The following is a 19,323-nucleotide window of genomic DNA, read 5'->3' as shown; positions in this document are numbered from 1 at the left end:
ACGATCCCAGGGCGGACGGTTCCGGGGTGGGGTCCCGGGACCCCACCCCGGGGCAGGGCTCAGGCGTCGGTCGGGGCCGGGCCGTAGAGTTCGGCGCGGGCGGCGCGGCAGTCGGGGTCGCGGTCGGCGGCGCGGTCGAGGCCGGCCTTGAGGAGGGCGGCGGTCTCGGCGAGCTGGGCGAGGCGGCCCGGGCCGAGGGTGTCGACGACCAGGGCGCGCACGGACTCCTCCCGGACCCGCCGGGCGCGGGCGGCGGCCTCGCGGCCGGCGGCGGTGAGCGTGATGTCCCACCCCCGCGCGTCCTCGGTGCAGGCGACGCGCTCCAGCAGGCCGCGCGCGCTCATCCTGGCCACCTGGTGGGACAGCCGGCTCTTCTCCCACTGCAGGGTGAAGCGCAGCTCCAGGGCCCGCAGCCGGCCGCCGGGCGCGTCGAGGAGCGCGTCGAGCACCTGGTGGTCGGCCTCGGACAGCCCGGTGGCGCGGGCCAGCTCGCGGGCGAGGTGGGCGGCGAGCTGCGCGTGGACCGCCGTGTGCGCCCGCCACGCGGCCAGGCTTCCCGCGGCGTCGGCGGCGGGGTCGGCGTCCCGGCTCTCGGTCATGCCGCCAGCCTACGCCACGAAAGGTTGACATGTCACCCAAAGGGATTATGGTTGACACGTCTACCAATCGGTCTGGAGGACCACATGCCCGACTACGGCCACGATCTGCGGTTCGGGTCGTTCATCACCCCGCGCAACGACCGGCCCGAGGCGGCCGTCGACCTGGCCCGGCTGAGCGAGGAGGCCGGGCTCGACCTGGTCACGTTCCAGGACCACCCGTACCAGCCGGCCTTCCTGGACACCTGGACGCTGCTGACCTGGGCGGCCGCCAGGACCGAGCGGGTGCACCTGTCGGGCAACGTGCTCAACCTGCCGCTGCGGCCCCCGGCGGTGCTGGCCCGCTCGGTGGCGAGCCTCGACCTGCTGTCCGGCGGGCGGATCGAGCTGGGGCTGGGCGCGGGCGGGTTCTGGGACGCGATCGGGGCGATGGGCGGCCGCCGCCTGACGCCCGGCCAGGCGGTCGACGCGCTGAGCGAGGCCATCGACGTGATCCGCGGCATCTGGGACGCGGGCGAGCGGCGGCTGCTGCGGCTGGAGGGCGCCTACTACGCGCTCGACGGCGCCAAGCGCGGCCCGGCCCCGGCGCACGACGTGCCGATCTGGCTGGGCGCGTACAAGCCGCGCATGCTCCGGCTGGTCGGCGCCAAGGCCGACGGGTGGCTGCCGAGCCTGGGCTACATCCAGCCGGAGGAGATCGCCGGCGCCAACAAGATCATCGATGAGGCGGCGGAGGAGGCGGGCCGCGACCCGCGTGCCGTCCGCCGCCTGCTCAACGTGATGGGCGACGAGGCGCCCGGCACGTGGGTGGAGCGGCTGCTGCCGCTCGCCCTGGAGGACGGGGTGAGCACGTTCATCCTGGGCTCGGACGACCCGCGGGCGATCCGGGCGTTCGCCGAGGAGGTCGCGCCGGCGCTGCGCGAGGCCGTGGCGGCCGAGCGCGGAGGCGGCGCGGGCGGCGGCGGCTCCCGCCGGAGCGGGCGGGCCGTCGAGCTGCGCAGGCCCGGGATCGACTACGACGCGGTGCCCGCCTCGCTGGCCGGCTCGGCGGTGGAGCCGGGCGACCCCGCCTACGCGGGCGTGCGCTCGTCCTACGTGTGGGCCGGCTCGCCCGGCCTGGTGCTGCGGCCCGCGACGGCCGGCCAGGTGAGCGAGGCGCTCACGTACGCGATCGGCCAGGACGTGCCGCTCGCGGTGCGCAGCGGCGGCCACGGCATCAGCGGGCGCTCCACCAACGACGGCGGGATCGTCGTCGACGTGGGCGCGCTGGACGGCGTCGAGGTGCTCGACCGGGGGCGGCGGCTGGTGCGGGTGGGCGCGGGCGCCCGCTGGGGCGACGTGGCGCGGGCGCTGGCGCCGCACGGGCTGGCGATCAGCTCGGGCGACTACGGCGACGTGGGCGTCGGCGGGCTCGCCACCACGGGCGGGCAGGGCTTTCTGGCGCGCTCGTACGGGCTGACGATCGACCACGTGGTGGGCGCCGAGGTGGTGCTGGCCGACGGCCGGATCGTGCGCGCAGGCCCGGACGAGCACCCGGACCTGCTGTGGGCGTTGCGCGGCGCGGGCGGCAACATGGGCGTCGTCACCTCCTTCGACATCGAGGCCGCCGAGCTGGGCGACGTGGTCCTCGGCGTGTTCGTGCACGACGCGGCGGACCTGGCGGGGTTCCTGGAGCGGTGGGGCCGCCTGGTGGAGGACAGCCCACGCGAGCTGACGCCGTTCCTGACGGTCTTCCCCGGCGGGGGCGCCGGGTCGGTGATGGCGCAGACGCTGGCGGTGTGGGCGGGCGACGACGCCGACGCGGCGGTCGGCGCGCTGGAGCCGTTCCTGGGGGCGGGGCCGGTGCTCCAGCAGCAGGCGCAGCTCGTCCCGTACGCGGCGCTGGTCGCGCCGCACCACAACCGGCACACCGGCCAGGCGGCCCTGCGCAGCCGCTCGGCGCTGGCCGACCACCTGGACGCCGGGCTCGCGGGGCGGCTGGCGGCGCTGTTCGCGACCGGCGACGCCCACATGCTGCAGGTGCGCTCGGTCGGCGGCGCCGTCAACGACACCCCGGCCGGCGCGACCGCGTACGCGCACCGCACGCAGAACTTCTCGGTCAGCGCCGTCATGGGCGCGGGCGACGCCTGGGAGGGCGTCGGCGCGCAGGCCGTCTACCTGAGCTTCGAGACGCGCACCGGTGAGGAGGTGCTGGCCAGGGCGTTCCCGCCGGAGACGCTGGAGCGGCTGCGGCGGATCAAGGCGGTGTACGACCCGCGCAACGTGTTCCGGCACAACTTCCCGATCACCCCCCGGGCATGATGTCCCCATGACGAACCCCCTGGACAAGATCGCCGCCATTCGCCTGTCTTCTGTCCTTCTGCCGCTGAGCACCCCGGTCAGCGACGCCAAGGTGCTCACCGGGCGGCAGCGGCCGATGACCGAGGTCGCGTTCCTGTTCGCGGAGATCACCACCGAGGGAGGGCACGAGGGCCTGGGGTTCTGCTACTCCAAGCGGGCCGGCGGCCCCGGCCAGTACGCGCACGCCCGCGAGCTGGCCCCCGAGCTGCTGGGCGAGGACGCCAACGACATCGCGCGGCTGTGGGAGAAGCTGGCCTGGGCGGGGGCGTCGGTGGGCCGGGGCGGGCTGGCGGTGCAGGCGGTCGCCGCGTTCGACATCGCGCTGTGGGACCTGAAGGCCAGGCGGGCGGGCCTGCCGCTGGCCAAGCTGCTGGGCGCGCACCGCGACTCGGTGCGCTGCTACAACACCTCGGGCGGGTTCCTGCACGCGCCGATCGAGCAGGTGCTGGAGAACGCCTCGGCGGCGCTGGAGCGCGGCATCGGCGGCGTCAAGATCAAGGTGGGCCAGCCCGACACCCGCGCCGACCTGGCCAGGGTCCGGGCGGTGCGCGCCCACCTGGGCGACGGCGTGCCGCTCATGGTGGACGCCAACCAGCAGTGGGACCGCCCGGCGGCGGCGCGGATGGGCCGCGCGCTGGAGGAGTACGGCCTGGTGTGGATCGAGGAGCCGCTCGACGCCCACGACCACTCCGGTCACGCCGCCCTCGCCGCCGCGCTCGACACGCCGATCGCCACCGGCGAGATGCTGACCAGCGTCGCCGAGCACGCCGAGCTGATCCGGGCGGGCGGCGCGGACGTCCTGCAGCCGGACGCGCCCCGGGTGGGCGGCATCACCCCGTTCCTGCGGCTTGCGGCGCTGGCCGAGCACCACCGGCTGCAGCTCGCCCCGCACTTCGCCATGGAGATCCACCTGCACCTGGCCGCCGCGTACGGCCTGGAGCCGTGGGTGGAGCACTTCGAGTGGCTGGAGCCGCTGTTCGAGGAGCGGCTGGAGATCCGCGACGGCCGCATGCTGGTGCCCGACCGGCCCGGCCTCGGCCTGACGCTGAGCGACCGGGCCGCCGGGTGGACGGTCGACAGCCGGACGTTCGGCGTCTAGGCGAACGGGATGTTGCGCCAGGGGCTGCCCGGGTCGGTGGTCAGGACGCGGTGGGCGTGGAGCATGTCGGCGTACCAGGCGCCGAACTCCTCCCCGTCGAAGTGGAGGCAGCGGCCCAGGATGTAGGCGGCGGAGAACTCCTCCCAGGACCGGTACGTGAACCGGCTGAGCCGTCCGGCGCGCACGACCGCCCGCTCGGCCTCGGCCAGGTCGCAGAAGCGGGCGCCGAGCCCCCAGCGGGCCATCTTCGAGGCGCGCCCGTAGTCCCACGCCTCGACCGTGCGGACGAACCCGCCCTCGGGGAGCAGGCCGTCCGCGCGGAAGCGCGCCTCGTAGCGGGTGATGCGCCCGATGAGCCGTTGCGCCCCGGCCACCTGGGCCGACTGGGCCGCCGGCTCGGCGTGCTCGCGCAGGTAGCGGTCGGTCACCTGGCGCCAGTGGTCCACCTCGACCGCGCCGCCGTAGTCGAGGGCGAGCGCGCTGCGGACGCGCAGCACGAGCTGCCAGAAAGAGCTGCTCATCCGGCCTTCGAGCAGATCCTCCTGGGCGCTCAGCCATTCCTCGCGGCTGGTGATGCCCCACCACTCCTTCAGGCGTTTGCGCTCGCGGACGTAGCCGGTGCCGTGCCAGCCCATCGCGTTCCACAGCGAGGCGTTGGCGACGCAGAGCAGCGCCCCGCAGGCCAGGCCGTGGGCGACCGGGCCGTGCAGCGGGCCGCCGGCGCGCAGCGTGCGCAGCTCGCCCCGGGGCGGGTAGGCCACCCGCGCGGTGTGCTGGAGCCAGGTCCGCCGGTGGGCGGCGGTCGCGGGGAAGTACGCCTCGCAGGGGGTGCCGGGGTCGATCGCCAGCCACTCGTCGTCGCGCGGCCAGTTGCGGGCGAGCTCGCCCAGGTCGTCGCGGAAGAAGACCGGGTCGGCCACGGGCGCGGGCAGCACCCCCTCGGTGAGGAACACCAGGTACTTGGTGCCGCCCACGCGCGCGGGCGCGTAGGTGACCCAGCCGGGCCGCGCGTCGGCGCGGGCGCGCGGCATCGCGTGGTAGAGGTGCGCGCCGGCCAGCACGTCGAAGTACGCGGCCCAGTCGCCGCGCGTCTTGGCCTCGTACAGGCGTTGCTCGACGTCGGTGGGCGCCTGCCAGGGCGCGCCCGCCGGGCCCTGACCCGTCATGAGATCAGGGCTCTCCCCCTCCCGTGTCCCCATGGCGCAGTACGTTACAACTGCCCGGTGGATCCCGTGCCCGGGGTCACCAGGCCGGACTCGTAGGCGAGGACGACGAGCTGGGCGCGGTCGCGGGCGCGGAGCTTGGTCATGGCCCGGTTGACGTGCGTCTTGGCGGTCATCGGGCTGATCACCATGTGCTGGGCGATCTGGTCGTTGGACAGGCCGCGGGCGACCAGGGCCACGGCCTCGCGCTCGCGGTTGGTCAGCTCCTCCAGCCCGGCGCCGGTGCCGGGCGGCGCCTGGGTGACGTAGCGGTCGATGAGCTTGCGGGTGATCGACGGCGCGAGCAGCGCCTCGCCGCGGGCCGCGACGCGGACGGCGTGCAGCAGGTCCTCGGGGACGATGTCCTTGACGAGGAACCCGGCCGCCCCGGCGCGCAGCGCGTCGAAGACGTACTCGTCGAAGCCGTAGTTGGTCAGGATGACGACGTGCACCCCGGCCAGCGCCGGGTCGGCGGCGATGCGCCGGGTCGCCTCGACGCCGTCGGCGACGGGCATCTGGATGTCGACGAGCGCGACGTCGGGCAGGTGCTCGCGGGCCAGCGCCACGCCCGCCAGGCCGTCGCCGGCCTCGGCCACGACCTCGATGTCGTCCTCCAGGTCGAGCAGCGCGCGGAACCCGCTGCGGATGAGCGGCTGGTCGTCGACCAGCAGGACGCGGATCACGACGCCCGGTCCGCGGGGATCAGGGGGAGGACGGCCTGCACGGCGAAGCCGCCCTCGCCGCGCGGCTCGGCGCGCAGCCGGCCGCCCAGGGCGGTGACGCGCTCGCGCATCCCGAGCAGCCCGACGCCGGGCACCGGGGCGGCGCCGGGCCTGGCCTGGCCGTCGTCCTCGACGCGGACGTCGACGGCGTCGGGGCCGCAGTCGATGCGGACGGACGCGCTGCCGGCGGCGGCGTGCCTGGCGACGTTGGTGAGCGACTCCTGCACGATCCGGTAGACGGTGCGGCTCACGGCGGCGGGCACGTCCTGCCGCCGCCCTTCGATGGTCAGCGTGGCGTCGAGGCCGATGGTGCGGGCGCGTTCGACCAGGTCGGGGACGTGGTCGAGGCCGCGTGGCGGGGCGGTGTCGTCGTCGCGCAGCGCCTCCAGGGTGGCGCGCAGCTCGCGGCTCGCCTCCCGTCCGGCCTCCTGGATCGCCAGCAGCGCCTCGGGCACCCGCTCGCCGCGCTTGCGGGCGACGTGCACGGCGACCTCGGCCTGCACCTTGATGATCGAGATCTGGTGGGTGAGTGAGTCGTGCAGCTCGCGGGCGATGTGCAGCCGTTCCTCGTCGGCGCGGCGGCGCGCGGTCTCCTCGCGGGTGCGCTCGGCCTCCTCCGCCCGCCGCTCGGCCTGCCGCAGCGCCTCACCGGCCGCCCCGGCGGCGACCAGCCAGGCCAGCTCCAGCGCGCCCCTGGCCTGCGCGAACGCCTCGCCCGTGTCGTGCAGGCCGGACGCCAGGGCCGCCAGGGGCATCGCCGCCAGCACGAGCACGCTCACGCCGACGGTGACGGCGCGGCGCCCCGCCCGCACGGCGGCGTAGACGGCGAACAGGTACGCGACGGCGGGCACGTCGAACCCGGCCGCCTGGTAGCCGGCCGCGCACGCCCCGGTGACGGCCAGCACGGCGACCGGGAAGCGGCGGCGCACGGCCAGGGCGAGCCCGCCGGTCGCCAGCAGCGCGTAGCCGGCCACGGCGGGGCCGGTGCCGGCGGGCTGCCCGGACAGGCCCGTGACCAGCAGCGCCGCCGCCACGCAGACGGCGATCACCCAGTCCCCGACCGTGATCCCGGCCGTGCCCCTGGCCCTGGCTGTGCCCCTGACCCAGGCTGTGACCCTGGCCCATGCTGCGCTCATGGGCGCACCCTAGCCGGACGGCGGCGCGGGCGACTCCTGCGGGCGGACGAGCGGGCGGCTACCACGAGCGCGGTAGATCCGCGGTCCCTGCCGGAGGCGCGGCAGGCGGCTGCGTCGCCGGCGGCAGCGCGAAGTGCCGACGCCGGGCGGACGACCGGCGGACGGGCCCGGCGACATGATCGGGTGACGTCCATTCACCGAAGGAGCAGTCATGCCACTCCTCGACGCCGCCCACCTGGTCGCGGCCGTCCAGCCCGACCCCGTCACCGCGTACACGCTGAGCGCGGGCCGGATCGGCTCCCTCGCGGCCGCGCTCGCGGGGCTGGCGGGCGCCGCGCTCGGCGGGCGCGCCCTGGCCCGCCGCACCGGCCGGGGCGCGCGGGCCGGTGTGGTGCTGGGCCTGGCCGGGACGGCGGTCGCCGTGGTGGTCGTGGTCACCTCCGACGGCGGCATCGGCACCGGCAACGGGCTCGGCGGCGCGTTCGTGGCCCTGCTGATCGGGCTGGCCGCCACCGGGCTCGCCGGGCTGGCGACCGCGCGCTCGCGCCGTCCGTCCTGACCCGCCGTCCGGGAACCCCGCCGTCCTGGTGACGCCGTCCCTGTGACGCGTCCCGGCTACCAGGCCACCTCCAGCGACGTCAGCCCGTACACGATGTGGAAGGAGCGGAACTGCGGCTCGCGGTCGGTCACCCGCAGGTCGGGGAAGCGCCGCAGCAGGGCCGGGAAGGCGATGCGCATCTCCATCCGGGCCAGCGGCGCGCCGAGGCAGTGGTGCACGCCGTGGCCGAACGCGACGTGGCCGGGCTCGCCCCGGGTGATGTCGAGCAGGTGGGCGCCGGGCAGCAGCGCCGGGTCGCGGTTGGCGGCCGGGAGGGCGCAGGCCACGATCTCGCCGGGGCCGATCGTGTGGCCGCCCAGCTCCACCTCGGTGGTGGTGATCTTGAACGTGCCTGAGTGCACGATGCTGAGCCAGCGCAGCAGCTCCTCCACGGCGGCGTCGATGCGCTCCGGCTCCTTGCGCAGCAGCTCCAGCTGCTCGGGGTGGCGCAGCAGGGCGAGCGTGCCGAGGGAGAGCATGTTGGAGGTGGTCTCGTGCCCGGCCAGCAGGAGCAGGCTGCCGATGCCGATCAGCTCGGGGTCGGTGAGGTCGTCGCCGTGCTCGCGCACCAGCATGCCGAGCAGTTCCTCGCCCGGCTCGGCCCGGTTGCGGGCGACGAGCTCGGCCATGTAGGCGCGCGACTCCAGCTGCAGGGCGACACGCTCGGGGACGGGGATGGACATGTCGAGCATGCGGCCGGTGCGGTGCTGGAAGCCCTCGCGGTCGTCGTACGGGACGCCGAGCAGCTCGCAGATCACCAGGGACGGGATCGGCAGCGCGAACGCGGGCACCAGGTCGGCGGGCGAGCCGGCGCGCTCCATCGCGTCGAGGTGGTCCTCGACGATGCGGGTGATGCGCGGTTCCAGGCGGCGCATCCGGCGCAGCGTGAACTCGCCGGTCAGCATGCGGCGCAGCCGCGTGTGCTCGGGCGGGTCGGTGGCCAGCAGGTTGCCGGCGCGGGTCTCGGCCAGTTGCTCGGCGGTCAGCTTGGGCGCGCCGGGCAGCTCGGTGATGCCGCGGCGGGCGATGGCGAACCGTTCGGCGTCGCCGAGGACGGCGCGCACGTCGGCGTGGCGGGTGACGAGCCAGGCTTCGGCGCCGAACGGGGTCCGGACGCGGGCCACCCCCTGCTCGTCGCGGAAGGCGCCCAGCTCGGGGTCGGGATCCAGCTCTGTGCGCCGCATGTAGAGCGGCAGCTCCATCGAGGACACGTCCCCCACTCTGAAGCATCGGGCGGGCTGCCGCCAGGGGCGTTACCATCCGGGGCCTTTCGCGCACAAATCGTCACGATCATCGTTATGGTAACGAAGCCTGTCATTTTCCCGCCGTCGCCGTCGACCATGCGACTCTTTCCGGCGAACGATCCGACCTGACTGGGAGAACCTTGGTGGTTGGCAGCAACCTCGACAACGACCGCGTTCACGAGGCCTTTGCGGAACAGGTGCGGCGCACCCCCGATCGCATCGCCGTGGTGGCGGGCACGACTCGCATGACGTACGAAGAGCTCGACGCCCGCGCCGAGCGGATAGCCGGGGAGTTACGCAGCCGGGGAGCGGGCCCGGGCGACTCCGTGGGCGTCTGCCTCGACAGGGACGAGTCCCTGATCGCCGCCCTGCTGGGCGTGTGGAAGGCGGGCGCGGCCTACGTGCCGCTCGACCCGGCCTACCCGGCCGACCGGCTGGAGTTCATCGCCGCCGACGCGGGCATGGCCCAGCTCATCACCTCCGAGCCGGTGGCGCGGCGGCAGGAGGCCGTGCTGCGCGCGTCGGGGGCCGAGGCGCTGCTCGTGGAGTCCCTGACCGGGGACCTCCCGTACGAGCCGGTGGCCGGCGGCCCGTCCGACGCCGCGTACGTGATCTACACCTCGGGCTCGACCGGGCGGCCCAAGGGCGTGGTCATCGAGCACGGCAACGCCATGGCGCTGCTGCGCCACGAGGCGGACGTCTACGCGGGCGAGCTCGGCGGGATGCTGTTCGCCACCTCGGTGTGCTTCGACCCGTCGGTGACGCAGATGTTCCTGCCGCTGGTCTGCGGCGGCACCGTGATCGTGGCCGACAACCTGCTGGCGCTGTCGGCGCTGCCCGCCCGCGACGAGGTGACGACCGTGTACGGCGCGCCGTCGGCGCTGGTCGCGCTGCTGAACGAGCCGCTGCCCGCCGGGGTGCGGATGGTGATCGCCGGCGGCGAGCCGTTCACCAGGGCGCTGGCCGATCGCATCTACGCCAACCCTGGCGTTCGCCGGATCGTAAACGTATACGGACCCACCGAGTGCACGGTGACCTGCACGTCCTCCGAGGTGTACCGCGACGGTCAGGACGAGCCGCCCATCGGCACCGCCTACGCCGGCTCGCTGCTGAGCGTGCGCGACGCCGAGGGCCGCCCGCTGCCGGACGGCGAGGTCGGCGAGCTGTGGGTGGCCGGGCCGCTGGTCGGCCGCGGCTACCTGAACCGGCCCGAGCTCACCGCCGAGCGGTTCGTCACCGACGACGACGGCGTACGGCACTACCGCACCGGCGACCTGGTCCGCCGCGAGAACGGCGTCTGCCACTACGCGGGCCGCAACGACGACCAGGTCAAGGTGGCCGGGTTCCGCGTCGAGCTGGGCGAGGTGCAGGGCACGCTGACCCGCTACCCCGGCGTCAACCACGCGGTCGTGCTCACCCGGACCGACGCGCGCGACGTGCGCCGCCTGGTCGCCTACGTCGAGCCCGCCCCCGGCCAGGAGCCCGCCGAGGCGGAGCTGCGCGCGTGGATGCGGGAACGGCTGCCCGACTACATGGTGCCGTCCCGGATCGCGATCATGGAACGGATTCCGCTCGGCCCCACCGGCAAGGTGGACCGGGCCGCGCTGCCCGCGCTGGAGTTCGCCCCCGAGCTCGGCCCGTACGTCGAGCCCCGCGACGACGTCGAGCGGCGGCTGGCCGCGATCGTCGGCGAGGTGCTCGGCGTCGACCGGGTGGGCATCCACCACCACTTCATCGACCTCGGCGGCCACTCGCTGGCGGCGGCCCGGATCTGCGCGGTCATCGAGCGCGAGCTGGGCGCCCGGGTGGCGCTGACCACGTTCCTGGGGCGGCCGACGATCGCCGAGCTGGCCCCGCTCGTGCAGATCGGCGACGGCGCCCCCGGCCCGAGGCTGTCCCGCCACGCCGGCCGCGACCGCTACCCGCTCACCGCCGCCCAGCACGGCATGTGGCTGCTGCGCGAGGTGAGCCGGACGGCCAACGCCACCACGCTCGCCTTCCGGCTGCGCCTGACCGGGCTGGAGTCGGCCGAGCCGGTGCGGGCCGCGCTGGACGCGCTCGTCCGCGAGCACGAGGTGCTGCGCTCGGTCACCGTCATCGGCGACAACGGCGAGCCGATGGCCGAGGTGCGGCCGCCCGCGCCGGTGCCGCTGGAGGAGCACCCCTACTCCCCCGGCCTCGCCGAACGCCTGGCCGTGCACGGCTTCGACCTGTACACCGACGTGCCGCTGCTGCGGGCCGCCCTGCTCTGGCTCGACGAGCGCAGCGCCGAGCTGATCGTCGTCACCGACCACACCGCCTACGACGGCTGGTCCAACGCCACCCTGATGGCCGCGCTGACCGGCACCGTGGCCGAGCAGCCCGTCCAGGTGGGCGACGTGGCCCTGCTGGAACGCGAACTGGCCGCCGACCCCGACCGGATCGGGCGGCTGCGCGCCTTCTGGGCCGAGGAACTGGCCGGCGCCGCACCCCCGTACGACCTGTCGGCCCGCGCCCAGTCGGGGCCGAGCCGGTTCCGCGGCACGCGCCTGCTGCGCGAGGTGCCGCCCGCGACGGCCGCCCGCGTGGGCGAGCTCGCCGCGTCCACCGGCACCACGCCATTCGCCGTCTACTTCACCGTGCTCGGGCTGCTCGTCGCCGCCCAGACCGACCGGCCCGACGTGCTGCTCGGCGCCGCCGTCGCCGACCGCGCCCACCCCGAGCTGGAAGGGCTCGTCGGCCCGCTCGTCGACGTGCTGCCCGTACGGCTGCGCCTCGACGGCGAGCTCACCGTGCGGCGCGCCGTCGTGCAGGCGGCCGCAGCCACCACCCGCTCGCTCGACCACGTGGGGCTCGCGCCCGAGGAACGCCTGGCCGTCTCCGGCATCGAACGGCCGCGCGGCACCATGCTCACGCCCGTCGTCATGTCCTACCAGCCGCCCGCCGTCCCGGTGCGGCTCACGGGCGGCGGCCTCCAGGTCGAGCTGCTCGGCGAGCTGAGCGGCGGCGGCGCCCAGGCCCCGTACACGCTGTTCGTCAACACCACCGCCGACGGGGTCGAGATCCAGATCGAGTACGACGTCGACCTGTTCGAGCGGGAGGAGGCCGAGGCGTTCTCCGACCGGCTGATGCGGCTGCTGGAGGCCGCGGTCGCCGGGCCGGACCAGCCGCTGTCGGCGTTCGAGCTCGTCACCGCCGAGGAGCGGGCGACGCTGCTGCGCTGGGGCACCGGCGCGCCGCTGGCCGCCGCCCAGCACCCGACCGTCGTCCACGAGCTGCTGGAACAGGCCCGCCTGCACCCCGCGCGGGTGGCGGTCGCCGACGGGACCGGCTCGCTCACGTACGCGGAACTGGCGGACGCCTCCGCCCGCGTCGCCGCGGCACTCACCCGCGCCTTCGACGGCGCCTTCGACAGCGGCGCCGAGCGCGTCGCCGGGGTGTGCCTGCCGCGCGACCGGTGGCTGCCCGCCGCCCTCGCCGGCGTCGCGCGGGCCGGGGCGGCGTACGTGCCGCTGGAGCCCGACCACCCGGCCGAACGGCTGCGCCGCCAGCTCGCCGACTCCGGCGCCCGCGTGGTGCTGGCCGCCGGCGACACCGTCGCCGTGGCGCGCGGCCTGGCCGAGTCCACCGGCGCGGTCGTCGTCGACCTGGCCGACCTGCCCGGCGCCGACCTGCCCGGTGCCGGGTTCACCGAGGTCGCCGCCACGCCGGAGACGACCGCGTACGTGCTCTACACCTCCGGCTCCACCGGCCGCCCCAAGGGCGTCGAGGTCACGCACGGCAACCTGTCGGCGTTCGTCCGCGCGATGCGGGCCGTGCCCGGCGTCCGCGACGACGACGTGATGCTCGGGCTGACGCCGTTCTCCTTCGACGTGTTCGGCTTCGACCTGTGGGTCAGCCTGTGCAACGGGCTCCGCCTCGAACTGCTCGACCGGGAGTCGGCCGTGGACGGCCACGTGGTCGCGCGCCGCATCGGCGAGAGCGGAGTGACGCTCCTCACCGCGACCCCGACCACGCTGCGGATGCTCGTCGCCGCCGGATGGACCGGCGGCGACCGCGTACGGGTCGTGAGCATCGGCGAGGTGCTGGACCCCGTCCTCGCCGGGGAGCTCGTCGCCCGCGTCGGTGAACTGTGGAACTCCTACGGGCCCACCGAGACCACCGTCTACTCCACCATGACCAGGATCGACCGGGTCACCGGCGACAGCGTGCCCATCGGCGGGCCGCTGCCCGGCGAGCGGGCGTACGTGCTCGACCAGGCGGGACGGCTCGTGCCGCCCGGCGTGCCCGGCGAGCTGTGGATCGGCGGCGCCGGAGTCGCCCGCGGCTACCGGGGGCTGCCGTCCGAGGCGTTCACCGACGACCCGCTCGCGCCCGGCGAACGGCGCTACCGCACCGGCGACCTGGCCCGATGGCGCGACGACGGCACCCTGTCCTTCCTCGGCCGCCGCGACCACCAGGTGAAGGTGCGCGGCCACCGCATCGAGCTCGGCGAGATCGAGGCGGCGCTGCGCGAGCTCGTCGCCGACGCCGTGGTCACCGTGCACGAGGACCACCTCGTCGGCTACCTCGTCGGCGGCGACGCCCCCGCCGTCGAGGCCGCCCTGCGCGAACGGCTGCCCGACTACCTGGTGCCCCGGCAGTGGGTGAGGCTCGACGCGCTGCCCACCACCTCCTCCGGCAAGCTCGACCGGGGCGGGCTGCCCAAGCCCGACCTCGCCGCCGCCCGCACCGTCGTCCCGCCCGCCACCGAGGCCGAGCTGCTCGTCGCCGAGGTGTGGCAGGCGGTGCTCGGAGTGGCCGCGGCCGGGGTGAACGACGACTTCTTCGCCCTCGGCGGTCACTCGCTGGCCGCCATGCTGGTCGCCGGACGCCTCCGGGAGGCGCTGGCCATGGAGGTGCCGGTGCGGCTGCTGTTCGAGCGGCCGGTGCTGGGCGACTTCGCGGCGGGCGTCGAGGAGCTGCTGGACGCGGACGTGGAGGTGGCCCCGTGACCGAACAGGCGACCACCCCGTTGACCGGCCCCTCGACGGACGCGCGCGGCCCCTCCGGGGGTGCGGGCCTCTCCGGGGTTGGCGGACCCTCCGGGGGTGGCGCGTCTGAGGGGCGGAGGCGGCGGGTCGAGGATCGGCTGGCGGCGGCGCGGCGGGCCGTGGCGCGGGCGGTGCCGGGGATTCCGGTGCGCGCCGGGGAGGCGCCGCCGTCGCCAGCGCAGGCGCGGCTGTGGTTCCTGGCGCAGCTCGCCGAGCCGGGCGACCGGGGCGCGTACAATGTGCCGACGGTGGTGCGGCTGCGCGGCCCGCTGGACCCGGCGGCGCTGCTGGGCGCGGTGCGGGAGCTGGCCGAGCGGCACGAGGTGCTGCGCACGCTGGTCGAGCAGGACCGCACCACGGTGGTGGACGCCGCCCGGGTGCCGGTCACGGCCGAGGACGTGACGGCGGAGGCGCTGCCGGAGCGGCTGGAGCGGGAGGCGTACCGGCCGTTCGCGCTGGACGCCGAGCCGCCCGCCCGGGCGGTGCTGTACCGGCTGGGCGACGAGGAGCACGTGCTGCTGCTGACCGTGCACCACGTCGCGTTCGACGCCTGGTCGCGGGACGTGGCGCTGGCCGAGCTGGCGGCGCTGTACGCGGCCGCGCTGGGCGTGGCCGAGCGGCCGGAGCCGCCGAGGGTGCAGTACGGCGACTACGCGCAGTGGCTCGCCGGGCAACCCGAGCCGGACGTGAGCTGGTGGGTGGAGCGGCTGGCGGGCCTGGAGCCGGTGCTGGACCTGCCCACGGACCGGCCGCGCCCGACGGTGGCGGACTGGGCGGGCGGCGAGGTGCCGGTGCGGCTCGGCCCGGAGCTGGCGGCGCGGGTGCGCGCGGCGGCCGGGGAGGCGGGCGCGACGCCGTTCATGGTGCTGCTGGCGGCCTGGCAGGAGCTGCTGGGCCGGGTGTCGGCGACGGACGACGTGCCGGTGGGCGTGCTGGAGGCGGGCAGGCTGCATCCGGACACCGAGCGGATGCTGGGCTGCTTCGTGAACACGCTGGTGATGCGGGGCGACCGGTCGGGCGAGCCGACGGGGCGTGAGCTGCTGGCGCGGGTGCGCGGCATGGCGCTGGACGCGTTCGCGCACCGGGAGACGCAGTTCGAGCGCGTGGTGGAGGAGCTGCACCCGGACCGGAACCTGGCGACGACGCCGATCGTCCAGGCGGTGCTGAACGTGGTGGACTCCCGCCCGGAGCCGCCGCGCTTCCCGGGGCTGGACGTGGAGGTGTCGGAGCCGCCGCTGCGGACGGCCAAGTACGACCTGAACCTGGCGCTGGCCCACGCCGGCGACGGCGGCTACCGGGGGACGCTGGCCTACCGGGCCGACCTGTTCGACGCGGGCACGGCGGCCCGGATGGCGGGCTGGTACGTGACGCTGCTGGAGGGCATGCTCGCGGACCTGGACGCCCCGGTGGCGGCGGTGCCGCTGGAGCCGGTGGACGGGCCGGTGGCGGCGGGCCCGCGCCGGGAGTTCGACCTGTCCAGGCCGCTGCACGCGTGGTTCGAGGACTGGGCGGCCCGCACCCCGGACGCGGTCGCGGTGTCGGACCCGGCGGGCACGATGACGTACGGCGAGGTCGAGCGGCAGGCGAACCGGATCGCGCACCACCTGGTCGCGGCCGGGGTCGGCGCCGACGACGTGGTCGGCATCCTGGCCGAGCGGCACGGGCCGCTGATCCCGGCGATCCTCGGGGTGCTCAAGGCGGGCGCCGCGTACATGCCGCTGGAGCCGGCCTACCCGGACGAGCGGCTGGCGTACATGGTGTCGTGCGGGGCGCGGCTGGTGCTGGCCGAGCGGGCGCTGGCCGGGCGGCTGCCGGGCGCGCTGGTGCTGGAGGACGTGCTCGCCGCCGGCCTGCCGGAGACGCCGCCGGGGGTCGAGGTGGCGCCGGAGCACCTGGCGCACGTGCTGTTCACCTCGGGCTCGACCGGGCGGCCGAAGGGCGCGGCGGTCGAGCACCGGGCGGTGCTGCACTACCTGCGGGCGGTGGCCGAGCGCGTGGGCGGCCCGTACACGTCGTGGGGCGTGGTGTCCACGATGGCCTCCGACCTGGTCATGACCTGCCTGTTCGGGGCGCTGCTCAGCGGCACGACGGTGCACCTGCTGGACCAGGACGCGGCGACGGACCCGGAGGCGTTCGCCGGCTACCTGGCCGATCACCCGGTCGAGGTGATCAAGATGGTGCCGAGCCATCTGGAGCTGCTGGCGGCGCACGGCGACCTGGCCGCGATGCTGCCGACGGACCTGCTCATCCTGGCGGGCGAGGCCACCTCGTGGGACCTGGCCGAGCGGGTCAGGGCGGCCCGGCCGGGCGTGGAGCTGCAGATTCACTGCGGCCCGACCGAGACGGTGGTGTCGGTGCTGAGCTGCACCGCGCCCGAGACGCCGACCGGGTCGGCGAACGTGCCGCTGGGCAGGCCGCTGGCGAACGTCGACTGTCACGTGGTCGACGCGGCGGGCCGGCCGCTGCCCGCCGGGGTGCCGGGCGACCTGTGGATCGGCGGGCCGAGCCTGGCCCGCGGCTACCTGGGCCGGCCGGACCTGACGGCCGAGCGGTTCGTGCCGGACCCGGTGACGGGGACGACGCGCTGCTACCGGACGGGCGACCGGGTGCGGCTGAACGCCGACGGCATGATCGAGTTCCTGGGCCGGGTGGACGACCAGGTGAAGATCCGCGGCTTCCGGGTGGAGCTGGGCGAGGTCAAGGCGGCGCTGCACGACCAGCCGGGCGTGCTGGAGGCGGCGGTGCTGCCGGTCGGCGAGGCGCACAACCGCCGGCTGGCCGCCTGGATCGCCCCGGCGGACGTGGACCTGGCCGCGGTGCGGGCGGGGCTGCGCGAGCGGCTGCCGGAGTACATGGTGCCGCCCGCGATCATGGCGCTGGACGCGCTGCCGCTCACCCCGCTCGGCAAGGTCAACCGGGCCGCGCTGCCGATGCCGGAGGCGGCCGCCGCCGGTGAGCGGGTCGCGCCGGCGACGCCGACGGAGGAGCGGATCGCCGCCGTGTGGGCGCGGGTGCTGGGCGTGGCGGACCCGGGCGTGGAGGACGACTTCTTCGCGCTGGGCGGCGACTCGTTCATGGCGGTGCGCGCGGTGCGCGACATCGACCCGGCGCTGCGGGTGATCGACCTGTTCACCCGGCCGACGATCCGCGAGCTGGCCGCGCACCTGGACTCGGGCGACGGGGGCGAGCCGGGGCTGCTGCACCGGCTGGCCGGTCCCGCCGTGGCGACCCGTACCGTGCTGTGCGTGCCGTACGGCGGCGGTTCGGCCGCCGCGTACGGGCCGCTGGCGACGGAGCTGGCGGCCCGCCACCCGGGGACGGCGGTGCTGGCCGTCGAGCTGCCCGGCCACGACCCGGCGCGGCCCGACGAGGCCATGCTCACGCTGCCGGAGCTGGTCGGCCGGGTGATCGAGGAGCTGGCGCCGCTGACCACCGGCCCGGTGGCCCTGTACGGGCACTGCGTCGGGTCGGCGACGGCCACGGAGCTGGCGTTGCGGCTGGAGGAGGCCGGGGTGCCGGTGGCCGGGCTGTTCGTCGGCGGCAGCTTCCCCGACGCCCGGCTGCCTGGGCGGCTGTCCGCGTGGTGGAACCGCAGGTTCCCGGCCAACCGCTGGTCGTCGGACCGCTCGCAGCGCGACTTCCTGCGTACGCTCGGCGCGCTGGACGAGGACACCGGCGACACCACGATCATGCTGCGCGGGCTGCGGCACGACGTGGAGGAGGCGCAGGCGTGGTTCAGCGGTGAGCTGGCCACGGGCGGCGCCCGCAAGCTGAGCGCGCCGGTGCTGTGCGTGATCGGCGAGCGTGACCGCTCCACGGAGCTCTACCAGGAGCGTTACCGCGAGTGGGGCGCGTTCGCGGAGCGGGTGGCGCTGGCCACGATCCCGCGCGCGGGCCACTACTTCCTCAAGCACCAGGCGACGCGGCTGGCCGAGCTGATGGACGCGCACCTGGCCGACTGGGAGGCCGGGCGGGTGCCCGAGCCGGTCGCCGAGGTCGAGGTGGTGGGCGAGCGGGCGCGCAGGGACCTGCGCCGCTTCTACACGGTCGCCGTCGGGCAGACGGCGTCGCTGCTGGGCAGCGCGCTCACCTCGTTCGCGCTGGGCGTGTGGGCCTACCAGGAGAGCGGGCGCGTGTCGGACTACGCGCTCGTCACGATGCTGGCCACGCTGCCGTCGCTGCTGGCCTCACCGCTGGGCGGCGCCGTCGCCGACCGGGTGGACCGGCGGCTGGTGATGCTGACGTGCGACGCGGTGTCGGCGGTGGCGACGACCGCGCTGGTGGCGCTGCTGGTGGCGGGGCGGCTGGAGGTGTGGCAGGTCGGGATCGTCTCCGGCGTGCTGTCGCTGGTGACCGCCTTCCACCGGCCCGCCTACCTGGCGGCCGTCGCCCAGCTCGTGCCGAAGCCGTACCTCATGCAGGCCAACGCGGTCGCCAACCTCGGCACCGGGCTCGGCATGCTGCTGGCCCCGCTGGCCGGGGCGGCGCTGATCACGCTGATCGGCGTGCACGGGGTGGTGGCGGTCAACATCGTCACGTTCGTGATCGGCCTGGCGACGCTGCTGCTCGTGCGGTTCCCGGACCGGATGTTCCATCGGCTGGAGGAGACGTTCACGCAGGCCGTGGCCGGCGGGTGGCGGTTCCTGGTCCGGCGCAGGCCGCTGATGATCATGATCGCGTTCTTCGTCGTGGAGAACTACCTGGGCATGCTCGCGCTGGCGATCACCGTGCCCGTGCTGCTGTCGTTCGGCGACGTGGCGGCGGTCGGGACGGTGACGGCGGCGCAGGGCCTGGGCGCGGTGCTCGGCGCGCTGGTGATGGTGTTCTGGAACGGCACCGAGCGGCGGGCCATCGGCATGGTGGGCTTCGTCAGCGGGTTCGGGCTGGGGATCGTGCTCATCGGGCTGCGGCCGTCGGTGGCGCTGGCGGCGTTCGGCGGGCTGATGTCGTGGCTGTTCCTGAGCGTGCTCAACACGCACTGGCTGTCGATCATCCAGCTCAAGGTGGGGCTGGAGCTGCAGGGCCGGGTGCTGGCCACCAACCAGATGCTGGCGGTGTCGATGACGCCGCTGGCGTTCCTGACGGCGCCGCCGCTGTCGGAGCTGTTCGAGCCGCTGCTGGCACCCGGCGGGGCGCTGGCCGGGACCGTGGTCGGCGACGTCGTCGGCGTCGGGCCGGGCCGGGGCGTCGGGCTGCTGCTGGCCGTCACCGGGGCGCTCCTGGTCGTGTGGGGGGCGCTCGGCCTGTGGTACCGGCCGTTGCGGCGGATGGAGGACGACCTGCCGGACGCGGTGGCGGGCGCCGAGATCGCCGACGACCTCGACGCCGTACAGGAGGAGGCCGACCGGGAGCTGGCCCGCGCCGGCACCTGACC

At 75.6% G+C, this 19,323-nt stretch carries 10 protein-coding genes; 5 read left to right on the top strand and 5 right to left on the bottom strand.

Annotated elements, in window-relative coordinates; translation table 11 throughout:
* Nucleotides 1-59: 59 nt before the first annotated feature.
* A complete protein-coding gene (locus AB0J53_RS09675) occupies nucleotides 60-599 on the bottom strand; it encodes a helix-turn-helix domain-containing protein (RefSeq protein ID WP_364170503.1) in 540 nt (179 codons plus the stop codon).
* Between the two features lie 84 nt (nucleotides 600-683).
* Between AB0J53_RS09675 and AB0J53_RS09670 the strand changes: the two genes are divergently transcribed.
* Together AB0J53_RS09670 and AB0J53_RS09665 are read left to right on the top strand one after the other, a co-directional pair.
* Complete coding sequence (locus tag AB0J53_RS09670; RefSeq protein ID WP_364171046.1) at nucleotides 684-2,897, top strand: LLM class flavin-dependent oxidoreductase; 2,214 nt, start codon at nucleotides 684-686, stop codon at nucleotides 2,895-2,897.
* Between the two features lie 7 nt (nucleotides 2,898-2,904).
* Nucleotides 2,905-4,035, top strand: coding sequence for a mandelate racemase/muconate lactonizing enzyme family protein (locus AB0J53_RS09665; protein WP_364170500.1), 1,131 nt, complete (start codon nucleotides 2,905-2,907; stop codon nucleotides 4,033-4,035).
* Here the strand turns inward: AB0J53_RS09665 and AB0J53_RS09660 are convergent.
* Genes AB0J53_RS09660 through AB0J53_RS09650 form a run of 3 tightly spaced genes read right to left on the bottom strand, consistent with a single transcriptional unit; the run spans nucleotide 4,032 to nucleotide 7,095 of the window.
* On the bottom strand, nucleotides 4,032-5,201 hold the full coding sequence (locus AB0J53_RS09660; RefSeq protein WP_364170497.1) for a DUF1266 domain-containing protein: 1,170 nt from the start codon (nucleotides 5,199-5,201) through the stop codon (nucleotides 4,032-4,034). The two genes, AB0J53_RS09665 and AB0J53_RS09660, sit on opposite strands and share 4 nt — an antisense overlap.
* 44 nt (nucleotides 5,202-5,245) lie before the next feature.
* On the bottom strand, nucleotides 5,246-5,920 hold the full coding sequence (locus AB0J53_RS09655) for a response regulator transcription factor (RefSeq protein WP_364170494.1): 675 nt from the start codon (nucleotides 5,918-5,920) through the stop codon (nucleotides 5,246-5,248).
* Nucleotides 5,917-7,095 carry a histidine kinase gene (locus AB0J53_RS09650; protein ID WP_364170491.1) on the bottom strand — a complete coding sequence of 393 codons (1,179 nt, stop codon included), beginning with the start codon at nucleotides 7,093-7,095 and terminating at the stop codon, nucleotides 5,917-5,919. The genes AB0J53_RS09655 and AB0J53_RS09650 overlap by 4 nt, the downstream gene beginning before the upstream one ends.
* Before the next feature lie 211 nt (nucleotides 7,096-7,306).
* Here AB0J53_RS09650 and AB0J53_RS09645 point away from each other — a divergent pair, with 211 nt between their 5' ends.
* Nucleotides 7,307-7,654, top strand: coding sequence for a DUF6223 family protein (locus tag AB0J53_RS09645; RefSeq protein WP_364170488.1), 348 nt, complete (start codon nucleotides 7,307-7,309; stop codon nucleotides 7,652-7,654).
* Between the two features lie 56 nt (nucleotides 7,655-7,710).
* Here the strand turns inward: AB0J53_RS09645 and AB0J53_RS09640 are convergent, their stop codons facing one another.
* A complete protein-coding gene (locus tag AB0J53_RS09640; protein ID WP_364171044.1) occupies nucleotides 7,711-8,895 on the bottom strand; it encodes a cytochrome P450 in 1,185 nt (394 codons plus the stop codon).
* A 185-nt stretch (nucleotides 8,896-9,080) separates the two neighbouring features.
* On the opposite strand from AB0J53_RS09640, the gene AB0J53_RS09635 reads away from it, so the two are divergent.
* Together AB0J53_RS09635 and AB0J53_RS09630 are read left to right on the top strand one after the other, a co-directional pair.
* The gene (locus AB0J53_RS09635; protein WP_364170485.1) at nucleotides 9,081-13,910 is read left to right on the top strand and encodes an amino acid adenylation domain-containing protein; all 4,830 of its coding nucleotides are present in this window, start codon (nucleotides 9,081-9,083) and stop codon (nucleotides 13,908-13,910) included.
* On the top strand, nucleotides 13,907-19,321 hold the full coding sequence (locus AB0J53_RS09630; protein WP_364170482.1) for an amino acid adenylation domain-containing protein: 5,415 nt from the start codon (nucleotides 13,907-13,909) through the stop codon (nucleotides 19,319-19,321). Before AB0J53_RS09635 ends, AB0J53_RS09630 begins: the two co-directional genes overlap by 4 nt.
* Nucleotides 19,322-19,323: the final 2 nt, after the last annotated feature.

This window comes from Nonomuraea sp. NPDC049725 (genome assembly GCF_040674795.1).
In the GTDB taxonomy this organism is placed as follows: Bacteria; Actinomycetota; Actinomycetes; order Streptosporangiales; family Streptosporangiaceae; genus Nonomuraea; species Nonomuraea ceibae.
The sequence above is the reverse complement of the archived record's forward strand: the minus strand, read 5'-3'. Positions and strand labels throughout refer to the sequence as shown.